The 18736-nt window shown below is 41.3% G+C and carries 17 protein-coding genes and 4 pseudogenes; 13 read left to right on the top strand and 8 right to left on the bottom strand.

Going from position 1 to position 18736, the window contains the following annotated elements; genetic code table 11:
- The 3 genes and pseudogenes from C3Z13_RS01350 to C3Z13_RS01340 all read right to left on the bottom strand — a co-directional run.
- On the bottom strand, nucleotides 1–950 hold a 950-nt coding region (locus C3Z13_RS01350; RefSeq protein WP_103854767.1), incomplete at its 3' end, for an anti-phage deoxyguanosine triphosphatase.
- A gap of 1 nt (nucleotide 951) precedes the next feature.
- A pseudogene (locus tag C3Z13_RS01345) lies at nucleotides 952–1639 on the bottom strand (CidB/LrgB family autolysis modulator).
- Nucleotides 1636–2049 carry a CidA/LrgA family protein gene (locus C3Z13_RS01340; RefSeq protein ID WP_103852791.1) on the bottom strand — a complete coding sequence of 138 codons (414 nt, stop codon included), beginning with the start codon at nucleotides 2047–2049 and terminating at the stop codon, nucleotides 1636–1638. The pseudogene C3Z13_RS01345 and the gene C3Z13_RS01340 overlap by 4 nt, the downstream one beginning before the upstream one ends.
- A gap of 123 nt (nucleotides 2050–2172) precedes the next feature.
- On the opposite strand from C3Z13_RS01340, the gene C3Z13_RS01335 reads away from it, so the two are divergent.
- The 4 genes from C3Z13_RS01335 to C3Z13_RS01320 are packed head-to-tail and all read left to right on the top strand — an operon-like array spanning nucleotide 2173 to nucleotide 4971.
- Complete coding sequence (locus C3Z13_RS01335) at nucleotides 2173–2718, top strand: thermonuclease family protein (protein WP_103854766.1); 546 nt, start codon at nucleotides 2173–2175, stop codon at nucleotides 2716–2718.
- Nucleotides 2708–3913 (top strand): aminotransferase class V-fold PLP-dependent enzyme, encoded by a 1206-nt coding sequence (locus C3Z13_RS01330; protein ID WP_103854765.1) that lies wholly within the window; start codon nucleotides 2708–2710, stop codon nucleotides 3911–3913. The genes C3Z13_RS01335 and C3Z13_RS01330 overlap by 11 nt, the downstream gene beginning before the upstream one ends.
- Nucleotides 3914–3917: 4 nt before the next feature.
- Entirely contained in the window at nucleotides 3918–4307 is a 390-nt protein-coding gene (locus C3Z13_RS01325) for a SufE family protein (protein ID WP_103854764.1), read from the top strand.
- A gap of 58 nt (nucleotides 4308–4365) precedes the next feature.
- Nucleotides 4366–4971 carry a hypothetical protein gene (locus C3Z13_RS01320; protein ID WP_103854763.1) on the top strand — a complete coding sequence of 202 codons (606 nt, stop codon included), beginning with the start codon at nucleotides 4366–4368 and terminating at the stop codon, nucleotides 4969–4971.
- A gap of 109 nt (nucleotides 4972–5080) precedes the next feature.
- On the opposite strand, the gene C3Z13_RS01315 is transcribed toward C3Z13_RS01320, so the two are convergent.
- Entirely contained in the window at nucleotides 5081–5998 is a 918-nt protein-coding gene (locus C3Z13_RS01315; protein WP_103854762.1) for an ATP-grasp domain-containing protein, read from the bottom strand.
- Nucleotides 5999–6192: 194 nt separating this feature from the next.
- Between C3Z13_RS01315 and C3Z13_RS01310 the strand changes: the two genes are divergently transcribed.
- Nucleotides 6193–6456 (top strand): GrxA family glutaredoxin, encoded by a 264-nt coding sequence (locus C3Z13_RS01310; RefSeq protein WP_103852784.1) that lies wholly within the window; start codon nucleotides 6193–6195, stop codon nucleotides 6454–6456.
- Between the two features lie 124 nt (nucleotides 6457–6580).
- Nucleotides 6581–7894 (top strand): amino-acid N-acetyltransferase, encoded by a 1314-nt coding sequence (gene argA, locus C3Z13_RS01305; protein ID WP_103854761.1) that lies wholly within the window; start codon nucleotides 6581–6583, stop codon nucleotides 7892–7894.
- Between the two features lie 52 nt (nucleotides 7895–7946).
- On the opposite strand, the gene C3Z13_RS01300 is transcribed toward argA, so the two are convergent.
- Nucleotides 7947–9395, bottom strand: a complete 1449-nt coding sequence (locus C3Z13_RS01300) for an NAD-dependent succinate-semialdehyde dehydrogenase (RefSeq protein ID WP_103854760.1) — start codon at nucleotides 9393–9395, stop codon at nucleotides 7947–7949.
- Nucleotides 9396–9777: 382 nt separating this feature from the next.
- On the opposite strand from C3Z13_RS01300, the gene dksA reads away from it, so the two are divergent.
- From dksA to treR, 4 genes and pseudogenes are all read left to right on the top strand, one after another.
- Nucleotides 9778–10215 carry an RNA polymerase-binding protein DksA gene (gene dksA / locus C3Z13_RS01295; RefSeq protein WP_103854759.1) on the top strand — a complete coding sequence of 146 codons (438 nt, stop codon included), beginning with the start codon at nucleotides 9778–9780 and terminating at the stop codon, nucleotides 10213–10215.
- A 311-nt stretch (nucleotides 10216–10526) separates the two neighbouring features.
- Nucleotides 10527–11830: pseudogene (gene pcnB, locus C3Z13_RS01290) on the top strand (polynucleotide adenylyltransferase PcnB).
- The gene (folK, locus tag C3Z13_RS01285; protein WP_103854757.1) at nucleotides 11830–12375 is read left to right on the top strand and encodes a 2-amino-4-hydroxy-6-hydroxymethyldihydropteridine diphosphokinase; all 546 of its coding nucleotides are present in this window, start codon (nucleotides 11830–11832) and stop codon (nucleotides 12373–12375) included. Before pcnB ends, folK begins: the two are co-directional and overlap by 1 nt.
- Nucleotides 12353–13297, top strand: coding sequence for a trehalose operon repressor TreR (gene treR / locus C3Z13_RS01280; protein WP_103854756.1), 945 nt, complete (start codon nucleotides 12353–12355; stop codon nucleotides 13295–13297). Before folK ends, treR begins: the two co-directional genes overlap by 23 nt.
- A gap of 136 nt (nucleotides 13298–13433) precedes the next feature.
- On the opposite strand, the pseudogene C3Z13_RS12010 reads toward treR, so the two are convergent.
- The 3 genes and pseudogenes from C3Z13_RS12010 to C3Z13_RS01270 form a co-directional block, all read right to left on the bottom strand.
- Nucleotides 13434–13652, bottom strand: a pseudogene (locus tag C3Z13_RS12010) (DUF3368 domain-containing protein); the annotation flags it as partial.
- Nucleotides 13653–13772: 120 nt separating this feature from the next.
- A complete protein-coding gene (locus C3Z13_RS12005) occupies nucleotides 13773–13922 on the bottom strand; it encodes a PIN domain-containing protein (protein ID WP_245872490.1) in 150 nt (49 codons plus the stop codon).
- A 2-nt stretch (nucleotides 13923–13924) separates the two neighbouring features.
- A complete protein-coding gene (locus C3Z13_RS01270) occupies nucleotides 13925–14977 on the bottom strand; it encodes a helix-turn-helix domain-containing protein (protein WP_103854755.1) in 1053 nt (350 codons plus the stop codon).
- Nucleotides 14978–15334: 357 nt separating this feature from the next.
- Between C3Z13_RS01270 and treB the strand changes: the two genes are divergently transcribed.
- The 3 genes and pseudogenes from treB to C3Z13_RS01255 form a co-directional block, all read left to right on the top strand.
- The gene (gene treB / locus C3Z13_RS01265; RefSeq protein ID WP_103854754.1) at nucleotides 15335–16753 is read left to right on the top strand and encodes a PTS trehalose transporter subunit IIBC; all 1419 of its coding nucleotides are present in this window, start codon (nucleotides 15335–15337) and stop codon (nucleotides 16751–16753) included.
- Nucleotides 16754–16763: 10 nt separating this feature from the next.
- Nucleotides 16764–18455: an alpha,alpha-phosphotrehalase gene (treC, locus tag C3Z13_RS01260; protein WP_103854753.1), complete on the top strand. Its 1692-nt coding sequence runs from the start codon at nucleotides 16764–16766 to the stop codon at nucleotides 18453–18455.
- Between the two features lie 130 nt (nucleotides 18456–18585).
- A pseudogene (locus tag C3Z13_RS01255) lies at nucleotides 18586–18736 on the top strand (lipopolysaccharide kinase InaA family protein); the annotation flags it as partial.

Here is an 18736-nt window from a genome sequence, read left to right as displayed (position 1 = left end):
TTTTTGCTCAGGCTGTCAATATTCAGCTTGATCCATTGAGAAGAGCTATTTTTAAGCTGCTGCAACGCCTCTTGCCATTGATGTAAATGAATCACGCCAACTACAATAGCATCTTCTAAATCGTGAACGCCATAAGCAATATCGTCCGCCAACTCCATAATGCTGCAATCTAAAGATTTATAACGAGTTTTTAACGTTTGCTGTGGCGTAACTCTAGCTTCGCTAAATTGCTGAAAAAGCTGACGATCTTTTTCGCTTAATGGCGACAATAGCCAGTGAAACATTTCCAAATCATCACGAAAGATGCCTTTTCCCGGTTTCCAATCTGCAATTTTGGCATACAAGGGATTTTCACTCCCTTGTGGTAAAATTTCGCCATATTGTGGTGAAGAACAATCTAAAATGGCAGGATATTTCACCACGCCAAGCAAAGTGCGGCGGGTTAAATTCATTCCGGCATTGGCGGTATAAGGCTCTAACTTGGTCAATAAGCGAAAAGTTTGTGCATTGCCTTCAAAGCCTCCGTGATCGCGCATCATATAATTTAATGCCACTTCCCCACCGTGCCCAAAAGGCGGGTGTCCAATATCGTGGGCAAAGCACAGGCTTTCAATCAGATCATTGGAGGGCAATAAGGGTTTTAGCTGTTTTTGTAAAAGGCTTTTATCCGTCTTTAATTGTTCTGCTAAATGGGCAAATGCTTCGATGAATTTGAGTTGTGCCACCAAGCTGCTACCAATTTGCGCCACTTCTAAAGAATGGGTTAAGCGCGTGCGGTAAAAATCATTTTCACCCACGGCGTGAATTTGCGTTTTAGCTTGTAGGCAGCGAAATGCCGCGCTGTGCAAAATACGTCCACGATCACGGCGAAATGGCGGACGGTGATCTTTTTCTCGCGGACTATCAGGGATATAACGTTCGTGCCAAAGGCTATTCACTGCATTTTTCATTCTACACCACCCAGAAATAAATTAATTTGAATACAAAAGGGGCAAAAATGGAACTTAAGATACCACAAAGCACCAAGGCGATTGAGCTATAGTTCCCCGCTTTAGGATCAACTTCCATACAACTCACCGTACCTAAAACGTGCGAAACAGCCCCCACCGAAAGCCCAATGGATTCGGCATATTTTATTTTTATGGCTTTCAGAATTAAATAACCAAACATTGACCCTTGCAACCCAGCAATCAATACCGCCGCTGCCGCAACGGAGGGAATACCACCAATGTTTTGAGCAATTTCCATCGCAATTGGCGTGGTAACGGATTTTGGTAAAATCGTTGCAACCAGTTCAGGTTCTGCCCCAAGCAATAAGGCGAGCACTGCCCCCACTACCATTGAGAATAAAGAAGAAAGTGCGGTGATAAATAAAATCGTTTTCCAATATTCTTTAATTTGGCGAAACTGTTCGTATAACGGCAATGCGAGGGCAACCACACTCACCCCCCAATAAATGATTTAACGGTGCATTCCCTGCCATATAATCGGGATAAGGCACATTAAACATCACGACAATGGCAATCAACATTGCTACGGTAAGGATAAAACTATTAAAAATGATTGATTTCAACTGCTTACTAATCTGCAAGGCAACCATAAAAACCGCGAGGGTAAGCAAAGTATAAGCGTAAATCATTTGCTCTCCTTAGCTCGTTTTTTCAAGACTTTTTTGCGTAATCCAGCAAAAGACTGTTGGGAAAAAAGATAATCCGCCAAAATGCCACTGAGCACCAATGTCAAAATTGTCGCCACCACATTAGGGATTAACAGCACTTTGGCTTGGTTGAGCAAAAGGTCAGAATATTGAATAATCCCCACGCTTACTGGCACAAACAGCACCGCCATATAACGCATTAATAGGCTTGCACCTGCAAAAATCCAATGCACTTTAATCACTTGTAACATTAAGCAGGTGAATAATAAAAGCAATCCCCAAATGCTACCGGGTATGCCAATAGGAATAAAACGAGCGATTTGCTCACCAAGAAAAAGCATTAAAAAAAGAATGGCAAAAGAACGTAATAACTGAAAAATCTTCTGTGTCATACCGCTATAAAGTTGTTAATTTACTAAAACCGCAACAATTCTACTCTTATTTTATTCGTTTTGTTATGGCTTTTCGTTACAATAAGAAAAATTTCAAACTTTTTTAGAATCAATGTGATCAGAATGTTACGAAAGCGTTTAGTGTTCTTTATTACAACAATTACAACAATATTTTGGCTTCCTCAAACAGCAGAAGCAGTGCGTATCATTCCTTGCCGCGTTGTGGCAATTTCTGATGGTGATACCTTTCGCTGTTTGCTTGAAAATAACAAACAAATCAAAGTCCGTTTAGACAGCATTGATGCGCCAGAAAAGAAACAACCCTTTGGTAATAAATCACGCCAAACCTTAGCCAACCTGATTCATAAGCAAGCGGTTCAGCTGCAAATTGTGGGCTATGATCGCTATCAACGCACGCTTGCCACGGTGTATAACCAACAAGGGCAAAATATCAATCTTGCAATGGTAAAACTAGGAATGGCTTGGGTGTATGAGCGTTATGCGCGCGATCAAAGCTATTTTTACGCACAGCAACAGGCACGCGCACAGCGTGTCGGTTTATGGCAAGATCCCCAACCGATTTACCCCGAACAATGGCGCAAAATGCAAAGCGAACAACGTAAACAAAAACGCCAACAAAAAGAAAAAGGATCATTCTATGGCTTTTAACCCCACAGAATTTCGGAAAAATTTCCCTTATTTCCAACAACCTAACGCAGCCGTTTATTTAGACAGCGCCGCTACTAGCTTAAAACCGCAAGCCTTGATTGATGCCACCGTTGCGTTCTATCAATCCGCAGGATCGGTACATCGTAGCCAATATGACGAACAACAAACCGCGCGCTATGAACAAGCGCGCACAAGAGTAAAAAAGCTGATCAACGCAGAAAGCGAACAAAGTATTATTTGGACATCAGGCACGACACACGCCATTAATTTAGTGGCGAACGGCCTGCTGCCACAGCTTACGCCACAAGATGAAATCATCATCAGCGAAGCGGAACATCACGCCAATTTTGTCAGCTGGCAGCAGCTAAGCCAAAAAACAGGGGCAAAATTGATCGTCCTGCCATTGCAGACTAACGGCGTTATTGATGATCGTGCATTAAAAAGTGCGGTGCAAAAAAATTGCAAAATTGAAATTGTTGCCTTGACGATGATGTCCAATGTAACGGGCGTAGTGCAGCCGTTGGCTGATTTAATCCCGATTATTCGCCGCCAAAGTAACGCATTCATCTTAGCCGATGCGGCACAAGCCATTAATCATTTTTCCCTTGATTTACAACAACTTGACGTAGATTTTCTCACCTTTTCCGCCCACAAAATCTATGGCCCAACAGGGCTTGGCGTTTTGGCAGGAAAATTGACCGCACTTAATCAACTTCAGCCCTTATTATTTGGTGGCAAAATGGTGCAGAAAGTCAGTCCACAGCAAACAGAATTTGCCGAATTACCTTATAAACTTGAAGCCGGCACGCCGAATATTGCTGGCGTAATCGGTTTTAATGCGGTGTTAGAATGGTTGGAAAAATGGGATAACAATGCCGCACATCAGTATGTCGCGCAATTAAGCGAAAAAATCATCACACGCTTGCAACAATACCCTGCCTGTCAGCTTTTTACTTATGGCGATCACAGCCCAATTATTAGCTTTTTATTTAAGCATATTGATCTTTCTGATCTCGCTACCCTGTTGAGTGAACAAAATATTGCCCTGCGCGCTGGCGAACATTGCGCTCAACCTTATTTGGCAAGGCTCGGACAACGTGGTACATTACGCCTTTCCCTTGCCCCTTACAATAATGAGCAAGATATTGAACACTTTTTTAACGCGTTGGATAACGCCTTAGCCTTGTTAGATTAACGCAATGAGAACAGAAATTAAAAACGCCAAAAATTGGGAAGATCGCTACCGTTTCATCATTCAAAGCGGAAAAAATCTCTCTCGCCCCGATGAACAAACGCTCGCCCAAATGCAGCCTATTTCAGGTTGCGAAGCCAAGGTTTGGTTCAAATTTAAAGAAAAAAGCGACCGAACTTTTATGTTTAACGCCTTTAGTGAAGCACGCATTATTAACGGCTTGCTTTGGCTAATTTTGCAAGAAATTAACGGCAAAACCGCAGAACAATTACAATCCTTTGACTTGACCGCTTATTTTGATGAGCTAGGCATTGCTCAACGATTAAGCAATACTCGCTTAAATGGCTTAAAACAAATTGAGCAAATTGTGCGAAATTTAGCAACTTGTACAAATTAAATCTGTCGAAAATAAAAAACTTGCTATAATCGCCACAAGCAATTTATCAGGAAGAAGAATGAAAAAAAAACTTGTCGCATTTTTAATTTCTACCTTATTTTCCACCGCACTTTGGGCGGATTGGGAAATGGTGGGCAATGCTGATTATAACTGGGGGCCATTTCAAATTTACACTCTAAGCCTCTATTCAGAAACGGGAAATTATCAAGAAAATCAACGCCCTTTAATGCTCTCATTCAACTTTGACAAGCCCGTGGAAGGTAAAAGTTTCGCCATTAGTTTAATCAAAGAAATGAAATCTCTTAAGGTGGAAGGCGATACGGATAATTGGCTAGATGAACTACAAAAATTTCCCGATTTCTCGCCTAAAGATGTGTTGAGCTACATTGCCTTGCCAAACAAAGGCTATTTTATTTTAAATGACACGGTGTTAGACAAGGAATTTGGCGATGATTTTAACCGTGCGTTTATCAGCAGTGCCTTATCACCAAAAGGCAGTTACGGCAAAATCTTGCCACAGCTATTAGGTAAAGAAAAAAGCCCACATAGTGATAATGAAAAGCTCTTGCCAACCCCCGATGTAGAAAAGCTTAATGAAGATGAAATCAACCCTCAACTTCCGCCACAATTTGAGCTTGATCTACAAAAACAGGAAGAGGTTTAGGTAACAAACAAGCTCGCAATCGCGAGCTTTTTTATTAATTAGAAATTATAAAATTTGCGAGAAAGTAGCTTTATTAAAGCCAAAAATACACAATTTTTCTACCGCTCTTCTATTCGTTATGTTTTGATCTGGCTTGGCTTTTTCGTTCCAAATACAAGATCATCTGTAACGCAATATCTAAACCACTGGTTTTTTCGATCATCTCTAAACCGGGGCTAGCATTGACTTCTAACACCAGCAAGCCTTGATGTGAGCGAATTAAATCCACCCCAGCCACATCTAAGCCTAAGGCTTGCGTGGCGGTAAGGGCAATTTGTTTTTCCTGCTCACTGAGCCACACTTGCTCGCCTGTTCCACCACGGTGAATGTTGGCGCGAAACTCACCTGCTTGCCCTTTGCGTTCCATTGTGGCGATCACTTTTCCACCCACCACAAAACAGCGCACATCGCCCCCTTGCGCTTCTCTAATAAACTGCTGCATTAACACCGGCACGCCAGAATGATTTAAGATTTCCACAATGCTACTAGCGCTACTTTGGCTTTCCGCTAAGATCACGCCAATACCTTGTGATCCACTCAAGGTTTTCAAAATGGTCGGCGAGCCGATCAACTCAAGACTTTCTTTCGCTCGCGTTTCACTGCCAGCCAGTAAAGAAGGGGGAACGGCAATGCCGTGCTGGACTAAGATCTGCAAGCTCCACCATTTATCACGCGCTTTAAGAAAAGGCTCAACGTCATTTAAACAAGCTACACCTTTTGCCTGAAAATGTTGCAATACAGCACAGCCCATTTGTGTACTTGCCGAACCAAAGCGCGGCAATATGGCATCATAATCGGGCAATAAATAAGGTTCAGCTTCGCGATTTGGCTGATAATATAAATCAAAATGCGGCGCATTTTCGCTGAGTTTTAGCACAAAACGATTGGGATCGAGAATATCCATTTGGTGTCCGCAACTTTCCGCGGCTTCTTTTAAACGCTGGCAGCTATAAAGGCGCGGCTCGCGGCATAACATTAATAATTTCATTTTTTCCTACTTCGGCTACAAGGCTCTCAAACTGTTATTTTGATATATTACACCAATTACAACAATGCTAAAAAACTCCTTTATTCTTTTGCCATAATCAGTACAATTTGCACAATTTTTTATCTTGCTAAGCATTTTGTCTATTTGCATTTTTATCTAGCCAATGTGCTTGGCCCTAACAGAAGGAAATGATTATGTTCGTTGTTATTTTTGGTCGCCCTGGTTGCCCTTATTGCGTGCGTGCAAAAGAGCTTGCTGACAAATTAAAAGAAACCTTAAGCGATTTTGACTACCGCTATGTAGATATTATCGCAGAAGGCATCAGCAAAGCAGATTTATCTGCTTCAGTAGGTAAACCTGTTGAAACTGTGCCACAAATTTTCATTGATGAAAAACCAGTAGGCGGTTACACCGACTTCGCTGCGTTAATGAAAGAACAGTTCAACGTAGTAAACTAATCTCCATAAACATAAAGTGCGGTGAAATTTCACCGCATTTTTTATCTCTGCAAAATTTTCCTTGCATATTGTTTAAAATGAATATAAATTCACTTTAAGTGAATAATTATAAGAAAAGGAAGTTATGCGCAGCACCGAACTTGTACAATGGTTTAGACAATCCACCCCCTATGTCAATATGCACAGAGGCAAAACCTTTGTGATTATGCTTGATGGCGATACCATTGCCAGCCCCAATTTTATTAATATTATCAATGACATTAGCCTGCTCCACAGCCTTGGCATTAAATTAGCCATTGTGTTTGGCGCAAGATTGCAAATTAATCAGCTCCTTGAACAGCAAGGCATCGTGCCGACTTATCATAAAAATATTCGCATTACCGATCCCCACAGCCTTGATGTGGTGAAACAAGCGGTGGGCAAATTAAATTATGATATTGCTGCGCGCCTTTCTTTGCGTCTGCCTCATTCTGCAGTGATCAATGTGGTGAGTAGCAATTTTATTTTGGCGCAACCCATTGGTGTAGATGACGGCGTAGATTATCAACTCAGTGGCAAAATTCGCCGTATTGATAGCGAGAAAATTCAGCAACAATTAGATCAAGGCTCGATAGTGCTACTTGGCCCCATCGCCCCCTCTGTAACGGGAGAAACCTTTAATTTGCCTTTTGAAGAAGTGGCAACGCAGGTGGCGATCAAACTTAAGGCAGAAAAACTCATCGCCTTTTCTGATACGCAAGGGATTTTAAATGATCAGCACGAAACCATTGCTGATTTATTGCCACAAGATGCTGAGCAATATTTAAACCGCTTTATTTCGCAAGATCAATATCACAGCTCGCAAGCTCGTTTCTTGCACGCAGCCATTGAAGTATGTCGCGCGGGCGTGAAACGCTCTCACTTGTTAAGTTATGAAGAAGACGGCTCATTACTGCAAGAACTCTTTACTCGAGATGGGGTGGGAACACAGCTTTCAATGGAAAATTCAGAAAACATTCGTCTTGCAAATGTGGCTGACATTCCAGCCTTGTTGGAACTCATTTACCCATTGGAACAGCAAGGGATTTTGGTCAAACGTTCTCGCGAGCAACTAGAAATGGAAATTTCCAACTACACCATTATTGATCGTGATGGCGTGGTCATTGCTTGTGCAGCGCTCAATATTTATCCGCAAGAAAAAATGGCAGAAATGGCGTGCGTTGCTGTTCACCCTGATTACCGCAATTCTTCGCGCGGCGATATTTTATTAGAAGCCATTCAAAAACGCGCCAAAGAACAGCACATTGGACGGTTATTCGTACTCACCACACGCACAGTACATTGGTTCCAAGAACGTGGATTTTATTTAGCTCAGGTGGAAGATCTACCCGTAGAAAAAAGAGAAACATATAATTACCAGCGCCGATCTAAAATTTTGATTAAAGATCTAACGGCATAATTAAAATAAAAAGGGGCAACATAGCCCCTTTTTTATTTTATCTTTATCCTATTTATTTTATGCCTAAGCAAAGATATTTTAGTTCTAAAAATTCATCAATGCCGTAGTGTGATCCTTCTCGACCAATGCCAGATTCTTTCACACCGCCAAATGGGGCAAATTCGTTGGTCACCAAGCCTTCGTTAATACCCACAATGCCATATTCTAAGGCTTCTGACACACGCCAAATACGGTTAATATTTTGCGTGAAGAAATAAGCCGCCAAGCCGAATTCCGTATCATTTGCCATTGCAATGGCTTGTTCTTCCGTTTCAAATTTAAAAATCGGTGCTAAAGGCGCAAAAGTTTCTTCTTTGGCGACTAACATTGTTTGATTAACATCTTTTAAAACGGTAGGTTGGAAAAATGTTCCGCCAAGATCTGCAGGTTTACCACCAAGCACCAATTTAGCACCTTTTTGCAACGCCTCATCAATGTGACGTTGTACTTTCTCCACTGCACTTTGGCGGATTAAAGGCCCCATTGTGACATCTGGTTTATTAGCTTCGCCCAATTTAATTTGTTGTACTTTTTTACAGAATTTTTGCACAAAGGCTTCATAAATTCCTGCCTGCACATAAATACGATTGGTGCAAATACAGGTCTGCCCTGCATTACGGAATTTAGAGGCAAATACCCCTTCCACTGCACTGTCTAAATCTGCATCATCAAACACCAAGGCAGGCGCATTGCCCCCTAGTTCTAAGGATAATTTTTTCACCGTACTCGCCGATTGTGCCATTAATAATTTGCCCACTTTGGTTGAGCCAGTAAAGGTCAATTTTCGAATAATCGGGCTTTCTGTCAGCACTTTGCCTACTTCCACCGCTTGCGTGGTAGGAATCACATTCAACAAGCCTTTTGGCAATCCTGCTTGGCTTGCCAATTCTGCTAAGGCTAAAGCAGATAATGGCGTTTCTGGCGCAGGTTTTAACACCACCGCGCAGCCTGCTGCTAAGGCTGGTGCAGATTTTCGCGTAATCATCGCATTCGGAAAATTCCAAGGCGTAATGGCGGCCACCACACCAACAGGCTGTTTCATTGCCACTAAGCGATGATTGCTTTTATCTGAAGGCAGAATATCCCCTTGAATTCGCTTCGCTTCTTCTGCAAACCATTGAATAAAACTCGCCCCATAAAGCACTTCGCCACGGCTTTCAGCAATGGGCTTGCCTTGTTCTAAGCTAATAATTTGCGCAAGCTCTTCTTGATGTTGTAACACCAGTTCATACCAACGGGTTAAAATATTAGCTCGCTCTTTCGGTAACACCTGTTTCCATTTTTTCTGCGCTTGTTCCGCCGCAAAAATGGCTTGTTCCGTTTCTGCCACGCCTAAATCTGCCACTTGGCAAATTTCTTGTTGCGTTGCCGGATTTAACACCGCAAAAGTTTTCCCATCTGCATTTTCTACATATTCACCATTAATATAACCTTTTGTTTTTATTAATGAAAAATTTTGCATTTTTGTCCCCTGTTTCTATTTGCAAAATGATTCTTAAAAGATACTCGCCTAATCCAAAGGTTGTCTAGTGTTTTTTATCTTTTTGCTCATAATACGCCATTTTGCAGAGGCGGATTTTGTTAGCTAGATCGCAAAATTGAGATTTATTGTGTAAAAATTTTTTATCTTATGTAAATTTATTTGCTAATTTCTCAAACTTCTGATATTTATACCGCTCTTTAAAAAAGAGCCTAATTTTGAAATGGAATTGGGCTTTCCTCGAAAAGTCTTAACTTAACGCAAAAGTGCGGTCAAAAATATAGCTGAATTTTGCTATTCCTATGGTGATAATGAGGTCAGTTATACTAAGTTAAAATGGATGAATTACTATTAGGAGATACCAATGAGTCAATCCTCTTTAAGTTTATTAGCCTTAGCTGGAGTGGAACCTTATCAACCGAAAGAAGGTGAAGAATATATGAATGATGATCAGATTCTTCACTTTAGAAAAATTCTTGAAGCGTGGCGTGCGCAAATTCAAGAAGAAACCACTCGCACCGTGGCATATATGCAAGATGAAGCGTCAAACTTTCCTGATCCTGCCGACCGTGCGACACAGGAAGAAGAATTTAGCTTAGAGTTACGCAACCGTGATCGCGAGCGTAAGTTAATGAAAAAAATCGAGCATACACTGAAAAAAATCGATACCGGTGATTTCGGCTATTGCGATTCTTGCGGTATTGAAATTGGTATTCGCCGCTTAGAAGCACGTCCAACAGCTGATCTTTGCATTGATTGCAAAACCTTATCTGAAATTCGTGAAAAACAAATGGTAGGCTAATTAGCTTGCTGTTAAAATATAGGCTTAAATTAAAAAGTGCGGTGATTTTTGACCGCACTTTTCATTAATTTTATTTACGCTTTTCAAGCAAGGGGTTCGCTATTTTAACCTTAATTAAAATCTGTTTAAGAAAAAGCAGATAATGCAACACAAGAAACCAACACCAAAAAGGTTTCGCCTAAACGAGCAAATAAAAAAATACCAAATCCAGCCGTAGCAAGGCTAGACTCTCTGCGTCTTTCGTAGAATATGTCGAGCCGAAAGAAAATAAAGCGCAAGGCAAACCTTTTCATCGCTATCAAAAACACCTTATTCAAGCTTCACAATATGGCATTCAGCCAAGAATGATGAGTAAAAATGCCTTAACCGTGGTGCAAAAATTACAACGTAACGGATACGAAGCCTATATTGTAGGTGGCTGTTTGCGTGATTTGTTACTCGATAAAAAACCGAAAGATTTTGATGTTGCCACCAATGCGCGTCCTGAACAAATTCAAGCAATTTTTCAACGTCAGTGCCGTTTGATCGGCCGCCGTTTCCGCTTGGCACACGTGATGTTTGGACGTGATATTATTGAAGTGGCCACGTTCCGCGCCAACCATTCTGAACACAATAATGAACGCCAATCTAAGCAAAGTGATGAAGGAATGTTGCTGCGTGATAATGTCTATGGCACACTAGAACAAGATGCCGAACGCCGTGATTTCAGCGTTAATGCCCTTTATTACAATCCACAAGATAACACTTTGCGTGATTTTTACCACGGCATTGAAGACATCAAAGCAGGTAAATTGCGTTTAATTGGCGATCCTGTTATTCGCTATCAAGAAGATCCGGTGCGTATGCTGCGCGCCATTCGTTTTATGGCAAAATTAGATATGTTTTTGGAAAAGCCAACGGAAGCGCCAATCAAGCAAATGGCGCATCTATTACGCAATATTCCGCCTGCTCGCTTATATGATGAAGCACAAAAATTATTGCAAACAGGCAATGGCGTGAAAACCTACTATTTATTGCGTCAATATGGCTTATTTGATCAGCTTTTCCCAACGCTAATGCCTTATTTCACGGAAAAACAAGATAGCTTTGCCGAGCGAATGATTTTAACTGCGCTCACTTCAACAGATGAACGCATCGCGGACAAACTGCGCATTAATCCGGCCTTTTTGTTTGCCTGCTTCTTCTGGTATCCATTAAGAGAAAAAGTGGAACTGCTGAAAAATGAAGGTGGCTTAAATAATCACGATGCTTACGCCTTAGCCAGCAATGAAATTCTCGATCAGCTTGCCACAACCCTTGCTGCGCCACGCCGTCATACAGGCGTGATTCGTGATATTTGGTTCTTACAATTACAGCTGCTAAAACGCAATGGTAACGCACCAATGCGTGTAATGGCACACCCGAAATTCCGCGCGGCCTTTGATTTGCTAGCAATGCGCGCACAAGTGGAAGGCGGCGAAGCCATTGAGTTAGCCACTTGGTGGCACGAATATCAATTTAGCAATGAAGAACAGCGTAACGCCTTGGTGAAAGCTCATCAAAAACTTCACCCAACACCAAAGAAAAACGTTATCGTCCAAGAAAACGTAAACGCAGAAAGAGCCAAACCGCATAATGAAACAGGTTTATATCGCTTTAGGCAGCAATTTAGCCACCCCAGTGCAACAGCTAGAAAACGCGCTGCAAGCGTTACAACAACTGCCCTATTCGCAACTGGTGGCGGTTAGCCATTTTTATCAAAGCAAGCCACTCGGGCCACAGGATCAACCTGATTATGTGAATGCGGTCGCCTGCTTAACCACGACATTAGCACCATTGGATTTGCTAGATCAATTACAACGCATTGAGCAAGAACAAGGGCGCGTGCGGCTACGACGTTGGGGCGAGCGCACATTGGATTTGGATATTCTGCTTTACGGCAATGAAATTATTCAGTCTGAACGCTTAACCGTTCCCCATTATGATATGCAACATCGCGAATTTGTTATCGTGCCGTTGTATGATATTGCGCCTAACTTAACCTTGCCAGATGGCAAAAACGTGGCGGATTTAGTGCAACAGTTTCATCATCACGAAATGAAAATTTTGCAAAAAAGCACCGCACTAGAGGATATTACCCCATTCACAGGATTGAATAATGGCAAAAAAACTCACGATTAAAGATATTGCTGCCTTGGCTGGCGTGGGGAAATCCACGGTTTCCCGCGTGTTAAATCAAGATAGCAAGGTGAGTGCCAAAACGCGCGAGAAAATTCAAGCCATTATTCAAGCCCATAACTTCACCCCTTCTCAATCTGCACGAGCAATGCGTGGGCAAGGCAACCCAATGATTGGCATTATCGTTACGCGCTTAAGTTCCAATGCGGAAAACCAAGCCCTTTCTGCAATGCTACCTCTACTCTACGCAGCAAATTGCGAACCGATTATTGTGGAAAGCCAAATGGAAATGCACCGCTTGCAGGAACATCTCAAGTTCTTCCAACAGCGCCGTGTTGATGGCCTGATTTTATTTGCCTTTTCAGGCTTAGAAGAACAGGATTTGCAAGGTTGGGAAAAAAAATTAGTGGTCATCGCACGCCATTATCCACAATTTTCTTGCGTCTATTATGATGAACAACGTGCCGTAACCCTGCTGCTAGAAAAACTGCTGCAACAAGATCATCAAGAAATTGCTTATCTGGGTGTGCAAGAAAGTGATATGACCACAGGTTATTTGCGTCATCAAGCCTATCTTAGCTTTTGCCAAGATCATCAGCTTACACCTAATGCTGTACTGGGTAAACTGAGCTACGACAGCGCTTATCAATTAGCAAGTGCGGTGGATTTTTCGCAAATTTCCGCCATTGTCTGCGCCACCGACACCTTAGCAATCGGCGTGGTAAAATGGCTGCAAGAACATCAAATCACTCATATCAGCGTTGCCGGCATCGGCAACAACCCACTATTGCGATTCCTTTTCCCACAAACCCTAAGCGTGGATCTCGGCTTCACCACCGCCGGCAAACAAGCCGTTAAACAATTATTTGATTTGTTAGAAAACAGAGAAATTAAGGCGAGTTGTATTGATTGTGGGTTGGTTTAGACTTTTCTACTAATTAACTTAGTAACAACTATAATAAAATGTAAGATTCTTTTATCAACTATCTAATATATTTGATTGAATAACAGTATAATATATTTATCTTTTTATTTGCTTTCAAATTGGATACTAGTATAGCTTATAATTTAATATTTTTTATTAGACTTTTTGCTTCATCAAAAGGTAATCTTCGCCCTGCTTTTAACATAATATCTAATGCAGACATAGCTTCATCTTTAGAGATTTTTTTATAAATAACTAATTGTTCTAATACCCAAATTGTACCCTTGATTAGAACGGCCTCTCTATTTGCAGCATCGCGTAATGCCTTATCTCCCGTTAGCAAAGGGCATTTTTCTTGTTTCGCAAGTGAATAAGGCCATTAGATCATGAATACTAGTTTTACGGTATTTATCTGTAAGTTGGGAAACGTAAGTCATAGACTCAGGCAATAAGGTTAATTTTATTAATCCAATAGTTAACAAATGTCCGTGTTGTAGTTTAATTCACGTTCAAACAATACATCAGGTGTACAAAAACGATAGGGCAATTCAAACATTAGACTTATCAATTGGCAACATTCTAAATCAATAAAAATATTAGCATCACTGATCAACATCTGTTGCATCTCTATGCCTCACTATTTTCATTTTGCCAATTCATCAATTCAAATACTGAAATATCAAGCAACTCTGCTCCTTTTGCCTCACTAATAATATCTTCTGCTACAGCACGATAAACCAATTGCTTAAATAAATGAGTTTGTTCACTGGCATATAGCTTAGGTTCTTGTTTGTGCCAACCTTGTTTACGGAAATAAATACTAACATATTTGTGATAACTATCACTAATAATTCCTAAGTCTTTTGCACGATACAAAATTGCAGCCATAGAAATACCGTATTCCTGCTTTAATAAAGACAATTCACGTACCATAATTCGGCTACGGAGATTACCTAATTCTTGTAATATTTGCGATTTTGGAAACAAAAAAGCACCAGCAAAACGATTACACGCTTTTTCAATATCCATACCTGCAGGGAGCGAACAATTTTGTAAAATCAAATGCCCCAATTCATGCGCCAAAGTAAAGCGTTGGCGATCACCAGTCCAAAAAGATGATACGACAATAATTGGCAAACCACTTACTACTGCTTGCAGACCATCAAAGCGATAGCCAATATTTTCCACATTACTAACTATTACAATAATGCCCAAAGTTTCTAATAAATCAATCATGTTTGGAATTGGATTGACTCCCAGCTTCCAATGCATTCGTAATTTATTAGCTATCAGCTCTATATCATCAAATGAGTTGATTGCTGGTAAAGACATATCCCAAACGAAAGATTTAATAGGAAAATCCATCCATAGCTCTTTTAAAATGAGCCAACGCTCTACCTGATTCGTAACATCTACTGTGATTTGGTTAAGCAATTTTTGAGGCGTGTTGGATTTTTTCCGAAATTCTACTTCTCCCAAATCTACTTGAAACGGACGAAAAAGAAAGTCTATAGAGACCTTTAGCGAATCCAATAGACGCAATAATACTTCGGAAGATGGCATACTCTCATTATGTTCATATTTTTTTATCATATTGGCACTGACTTTCACTTGTTCAGCTAATTGCTTCATGGATAAACCCCGTGCAGTACGTGCCATTTTTAAGCGACGACCTATCATAAGAAATACCTGCTTGGTTTACAAATTTATAGAAACTTGTTAGATTGTAAACTAATAATCGTTGCTAATCTAGACAAATTTATCAATATCTCCATTATTCTTCGAAAGATATTGAGATCAAAATGCATAAAAATCAAAATCGTATTTTGTGTTTAAAAGCTATTACATTTGATTAATAATCATATTGGTCTGACTCAATTTCCGATCTTGCATAACTTTTCTGATTACTCTTACTCCTCATCCCCTATTTTTCATCTAAATATGTGATTTAGATCACAGATTGGGAACGTTCCCATTGAGAGAAAAATAAAAAGGCGTAAGATACGCACGAACATTTTTCAGACGAAAGGAAAAATTATGGCAAAGGAAATTAATCCTCAATATATCACGCAATTAATCCAGTTAATTGGTGGGAAAGAGAATATTGCGACAGCAACGCATTGTATTACACGTTTGCGTTTTGTGCTAAATCAACCTGAAATTGCTGATGTGAAAGGCATTGAAGCCTTGTCAATGGTGAAAGGTTGCTTTACCAATGCGGGGCAATTTCAGGTTGTGATTGGGCCTGAAGTGGATCTTTATTACCAAGAATTAGTGAAACAAACGCAAATTTCTGAAGCAAATAAAGAGCAAGCGAAAGTGGCTGCACGCCAAAATATGAAATGGTATGAACAACTTATCTCGCATTTTGCTGAGATTTTCATTCCGCTTCTCCCTGCCTTAATTAGTGGTGGTTTGATTTTAGGTTTCCGCAATGTGATTGGTGATATTCCAATGTTTGACGGCAAAACCTTGGTGCAAACCCACCCGATGTGGGCGACAATCCATTCTTTCCTTTGGTTAATCGGTGAAGCGATTTTCTTCTATTTGCCTGTAGGGATTTGTTGGTCCACCGTGAAAAAAATGGGCGGTTCGCCAATTTTGGGGATCGTCCTTGGGGTAACGCTCGTTTCACCACAATTAATGAATTCTTATGATCTCGGTTCTAAAATTCCTGAAATGTGGGATTTCGGTTGGTTTAGCATTGATAAAGTGGGCTATCAAGCACAGGTGATTCCATCTATTTTGGCTGGTCTTGCTTTAGGTTGGATCGAAACCCGCTTACGTCGCATTGTGCCTGCGTCATTAAATTTAGTGATCGTGCCTGTCACCTCATTAATCATCGCGGTGTTCCTTGCTCATTCTATTATCGGGCCGATTGGTCGTGAAATTGGTAATGGCGTGGCTTATGTGGTGCGTGCAGGATTAACCGGTAGCTTCGCCCCGATTGGCGCGACATTATTTGGCTTCCTTTATGCCCCATTGGTGATCACAGGCGTTCATCAAACTACCCTTGCAATTGATATGCAAATGATCCAAAACATTGGCGGTACGCCTGTTTGGCCAATGATCGCCCTTTCTAACATCGCGCAAGCTTCAGCTGTGTTAGCCATTGTGATTGTGAGCAAAAAAGCCAATGAGCGTGAAATTTCCGTGCCTGCCACCATTTCCGCTTATCTTGGTGTAACCGAGCCGGCAATGTATGGGATCAACTTGAAATACCGCTTCCCAATGCTTTGTGCAATGATTGGTTCTGCCTTCGCAGGCTTAATATGTGGCTTAAATGGCGTGTTGGCAAACAGTATCGGTGTGGGCGGTTTACCGGGTATTCTTTCCATTCAATTACCGTTCTGGGGCGTATTTGCTTTAGCGATGGTGGTGTCCGTGGTTGTGCCATTGATTTTAACAATGATCGTGTATAAACGCCGTGCAGCAAATGGCACACTTCCAGAATAAGGGTGAAAAAATGACAGAAAAAAACACCGCACTTTCGCCTACGCAATCTCGTCCGCAATGGTGGAAAAATGGGGTAATTTATCAAATTTATCCGAAAAGTTTCCAAGACACCACTGGCAATGGCATTGGCGATTTGCAAGGCATTATTCAGCGTTTAGATTATCTGCAAAAACTGGGCGTAGATGCCATTTGGATCACGCCAATTTATGTATCGCCACAGGTGGATAATGGTTATGATGTAGCCGATTATTGCGCTATTGATCCTACTTACGGCACAATGCAAGATTTTGAACAGCTGGTTGAACAAGCGCATCAGCACAATATCCGTATTATTATGGATATGGTGTTTAACCACACCTCAACGGATCATCAATGGTTCAAAGCGGCACAAGATCCGCAAAGCCCTTATCATCCATTTTATATTTGGCGTGGTGGTGATGCCACTACGCCACCGAATAATTGGCGTTCTAAATTTGGCGGCAATGCGTGGAAATGGAATGAGCGCGTTGGCAAACATTATTTGCACCTTTTCGCTACGGAACAGGCGGATCTGAATTGGGAAAATCCACAAGTGCGGTCAGAATTACAAAAAATTTGTCATTTCTGGGCGGACAAAGGTGTAGATGGCTTGCGTTTAGACGTGATCAATCTGGTTTCCAAAAACCAAGACTTTCCGAATGATAATCAAGGTGATGGCCGCCGTTTCTATACTGATGGCCCGCGCATTCACGAATTTATGCAAGAATTAAGCCGTGAAGTGTTCCAACCGCGCAACCTGATGACAGTGGGCGAAATGTCCTCCACGAACCTTGAACATTGTCAGCAATATGCCAACAACCAAGGCTCAGAATTATCAATGACCTTTAATTTCCATCATCTAAAAGTGGATTATCCAAATGGCGAAAAATGGACGCACGCCAAGCCAGATTTCGTGGAATTAAAGCAAATTTTTAATTATTGGCAGCAAGGAATGCACGGCAAAGCGTGGAATGCGCTCTTTTGGTGCAACCACGATCAGCCACGCATTGTTTCTCGTTTTGGTGATGAGGGCAAATGGCATCAACAGTCCGCTAAAATGCTCGCAATGGTGCTGCACGGAATGGAAGGCACGCCTTATATTTATCAAGGCGAAGAAATCGGAATGACCAATCCAAATTTCACCGAAATCAGCCAATATCGTGATGTAGAAAGCCTAAATATGTTCGCCGAACTGCGTGAACAGGGAATGGACGAAGATCTATTAATGAAAATTTTGGCACAAAAATCGCGCGATAACAGCCGCACGCCAATGCAATGGGATAATGGCAGCTACTGTGGTTTTAGCCAAGTTGAGCCTTGGATTGACGTTGGACGTGCAGAGATTAACGTGGAACACGCGCTGGCAGATGAACAATCGGTATTTTACACTTATCAACGCCTCATCGCCTTGCGTAAGCAATATCCGATTTTCATTGAGGGAAGCTATCAAGATCTCAACCCAACTTCACCTGATGTATGGACTTATCTGCGTGAAAGTGCGGAGGAAAAATTGTTAGTTTTAGCCAATTTAACGGGTAAACCACAACAAATTGAACTGCCTGCAAATTTGGCAAATCAGCAATGGACATTGCTCGAAAACAGCCATATTCAAGCCAGTCAGCCACAAGTGGCAACCCAACTCACCCTTGAGCCATTCCAAGGGTTGTATTTCTATCAAAAATAAAAATTTGTAGAAAAAGCACCGTACTTTGCTCTGCTCTTGATACTTCAGGAGCAGAGCATTTTAAAAATTCATTTATAATCGGCTTAAGTATTACATATAAACAAATATGCTGAATTACTTCTCCAGTTACCATAACCGACAAATCTGCCACACCGACCTTAACGCCCATAATATTTTAGTCCAACATTTCGCCACGCCAGAACAAAAATACTGGCTGATTGATTTTGACAAATGCGCCGAAAAATCAGGCAATCACTGGAAACCCCAAAATCTCGCCAGAT

The sequence above is a fragment of the Avibacterium endocarditidis genome (assembly GCF_002921145.1).
GTDB lineage: Bacteria > Pseudomonadota > Gammaproteobacteria > Enterobacterales > Pasteurellaceae > Avibacterium > Avibacterium endocarditidis.
This window is presented reverse-complemented; position numbering and strand designations above follow the sequence as displayed.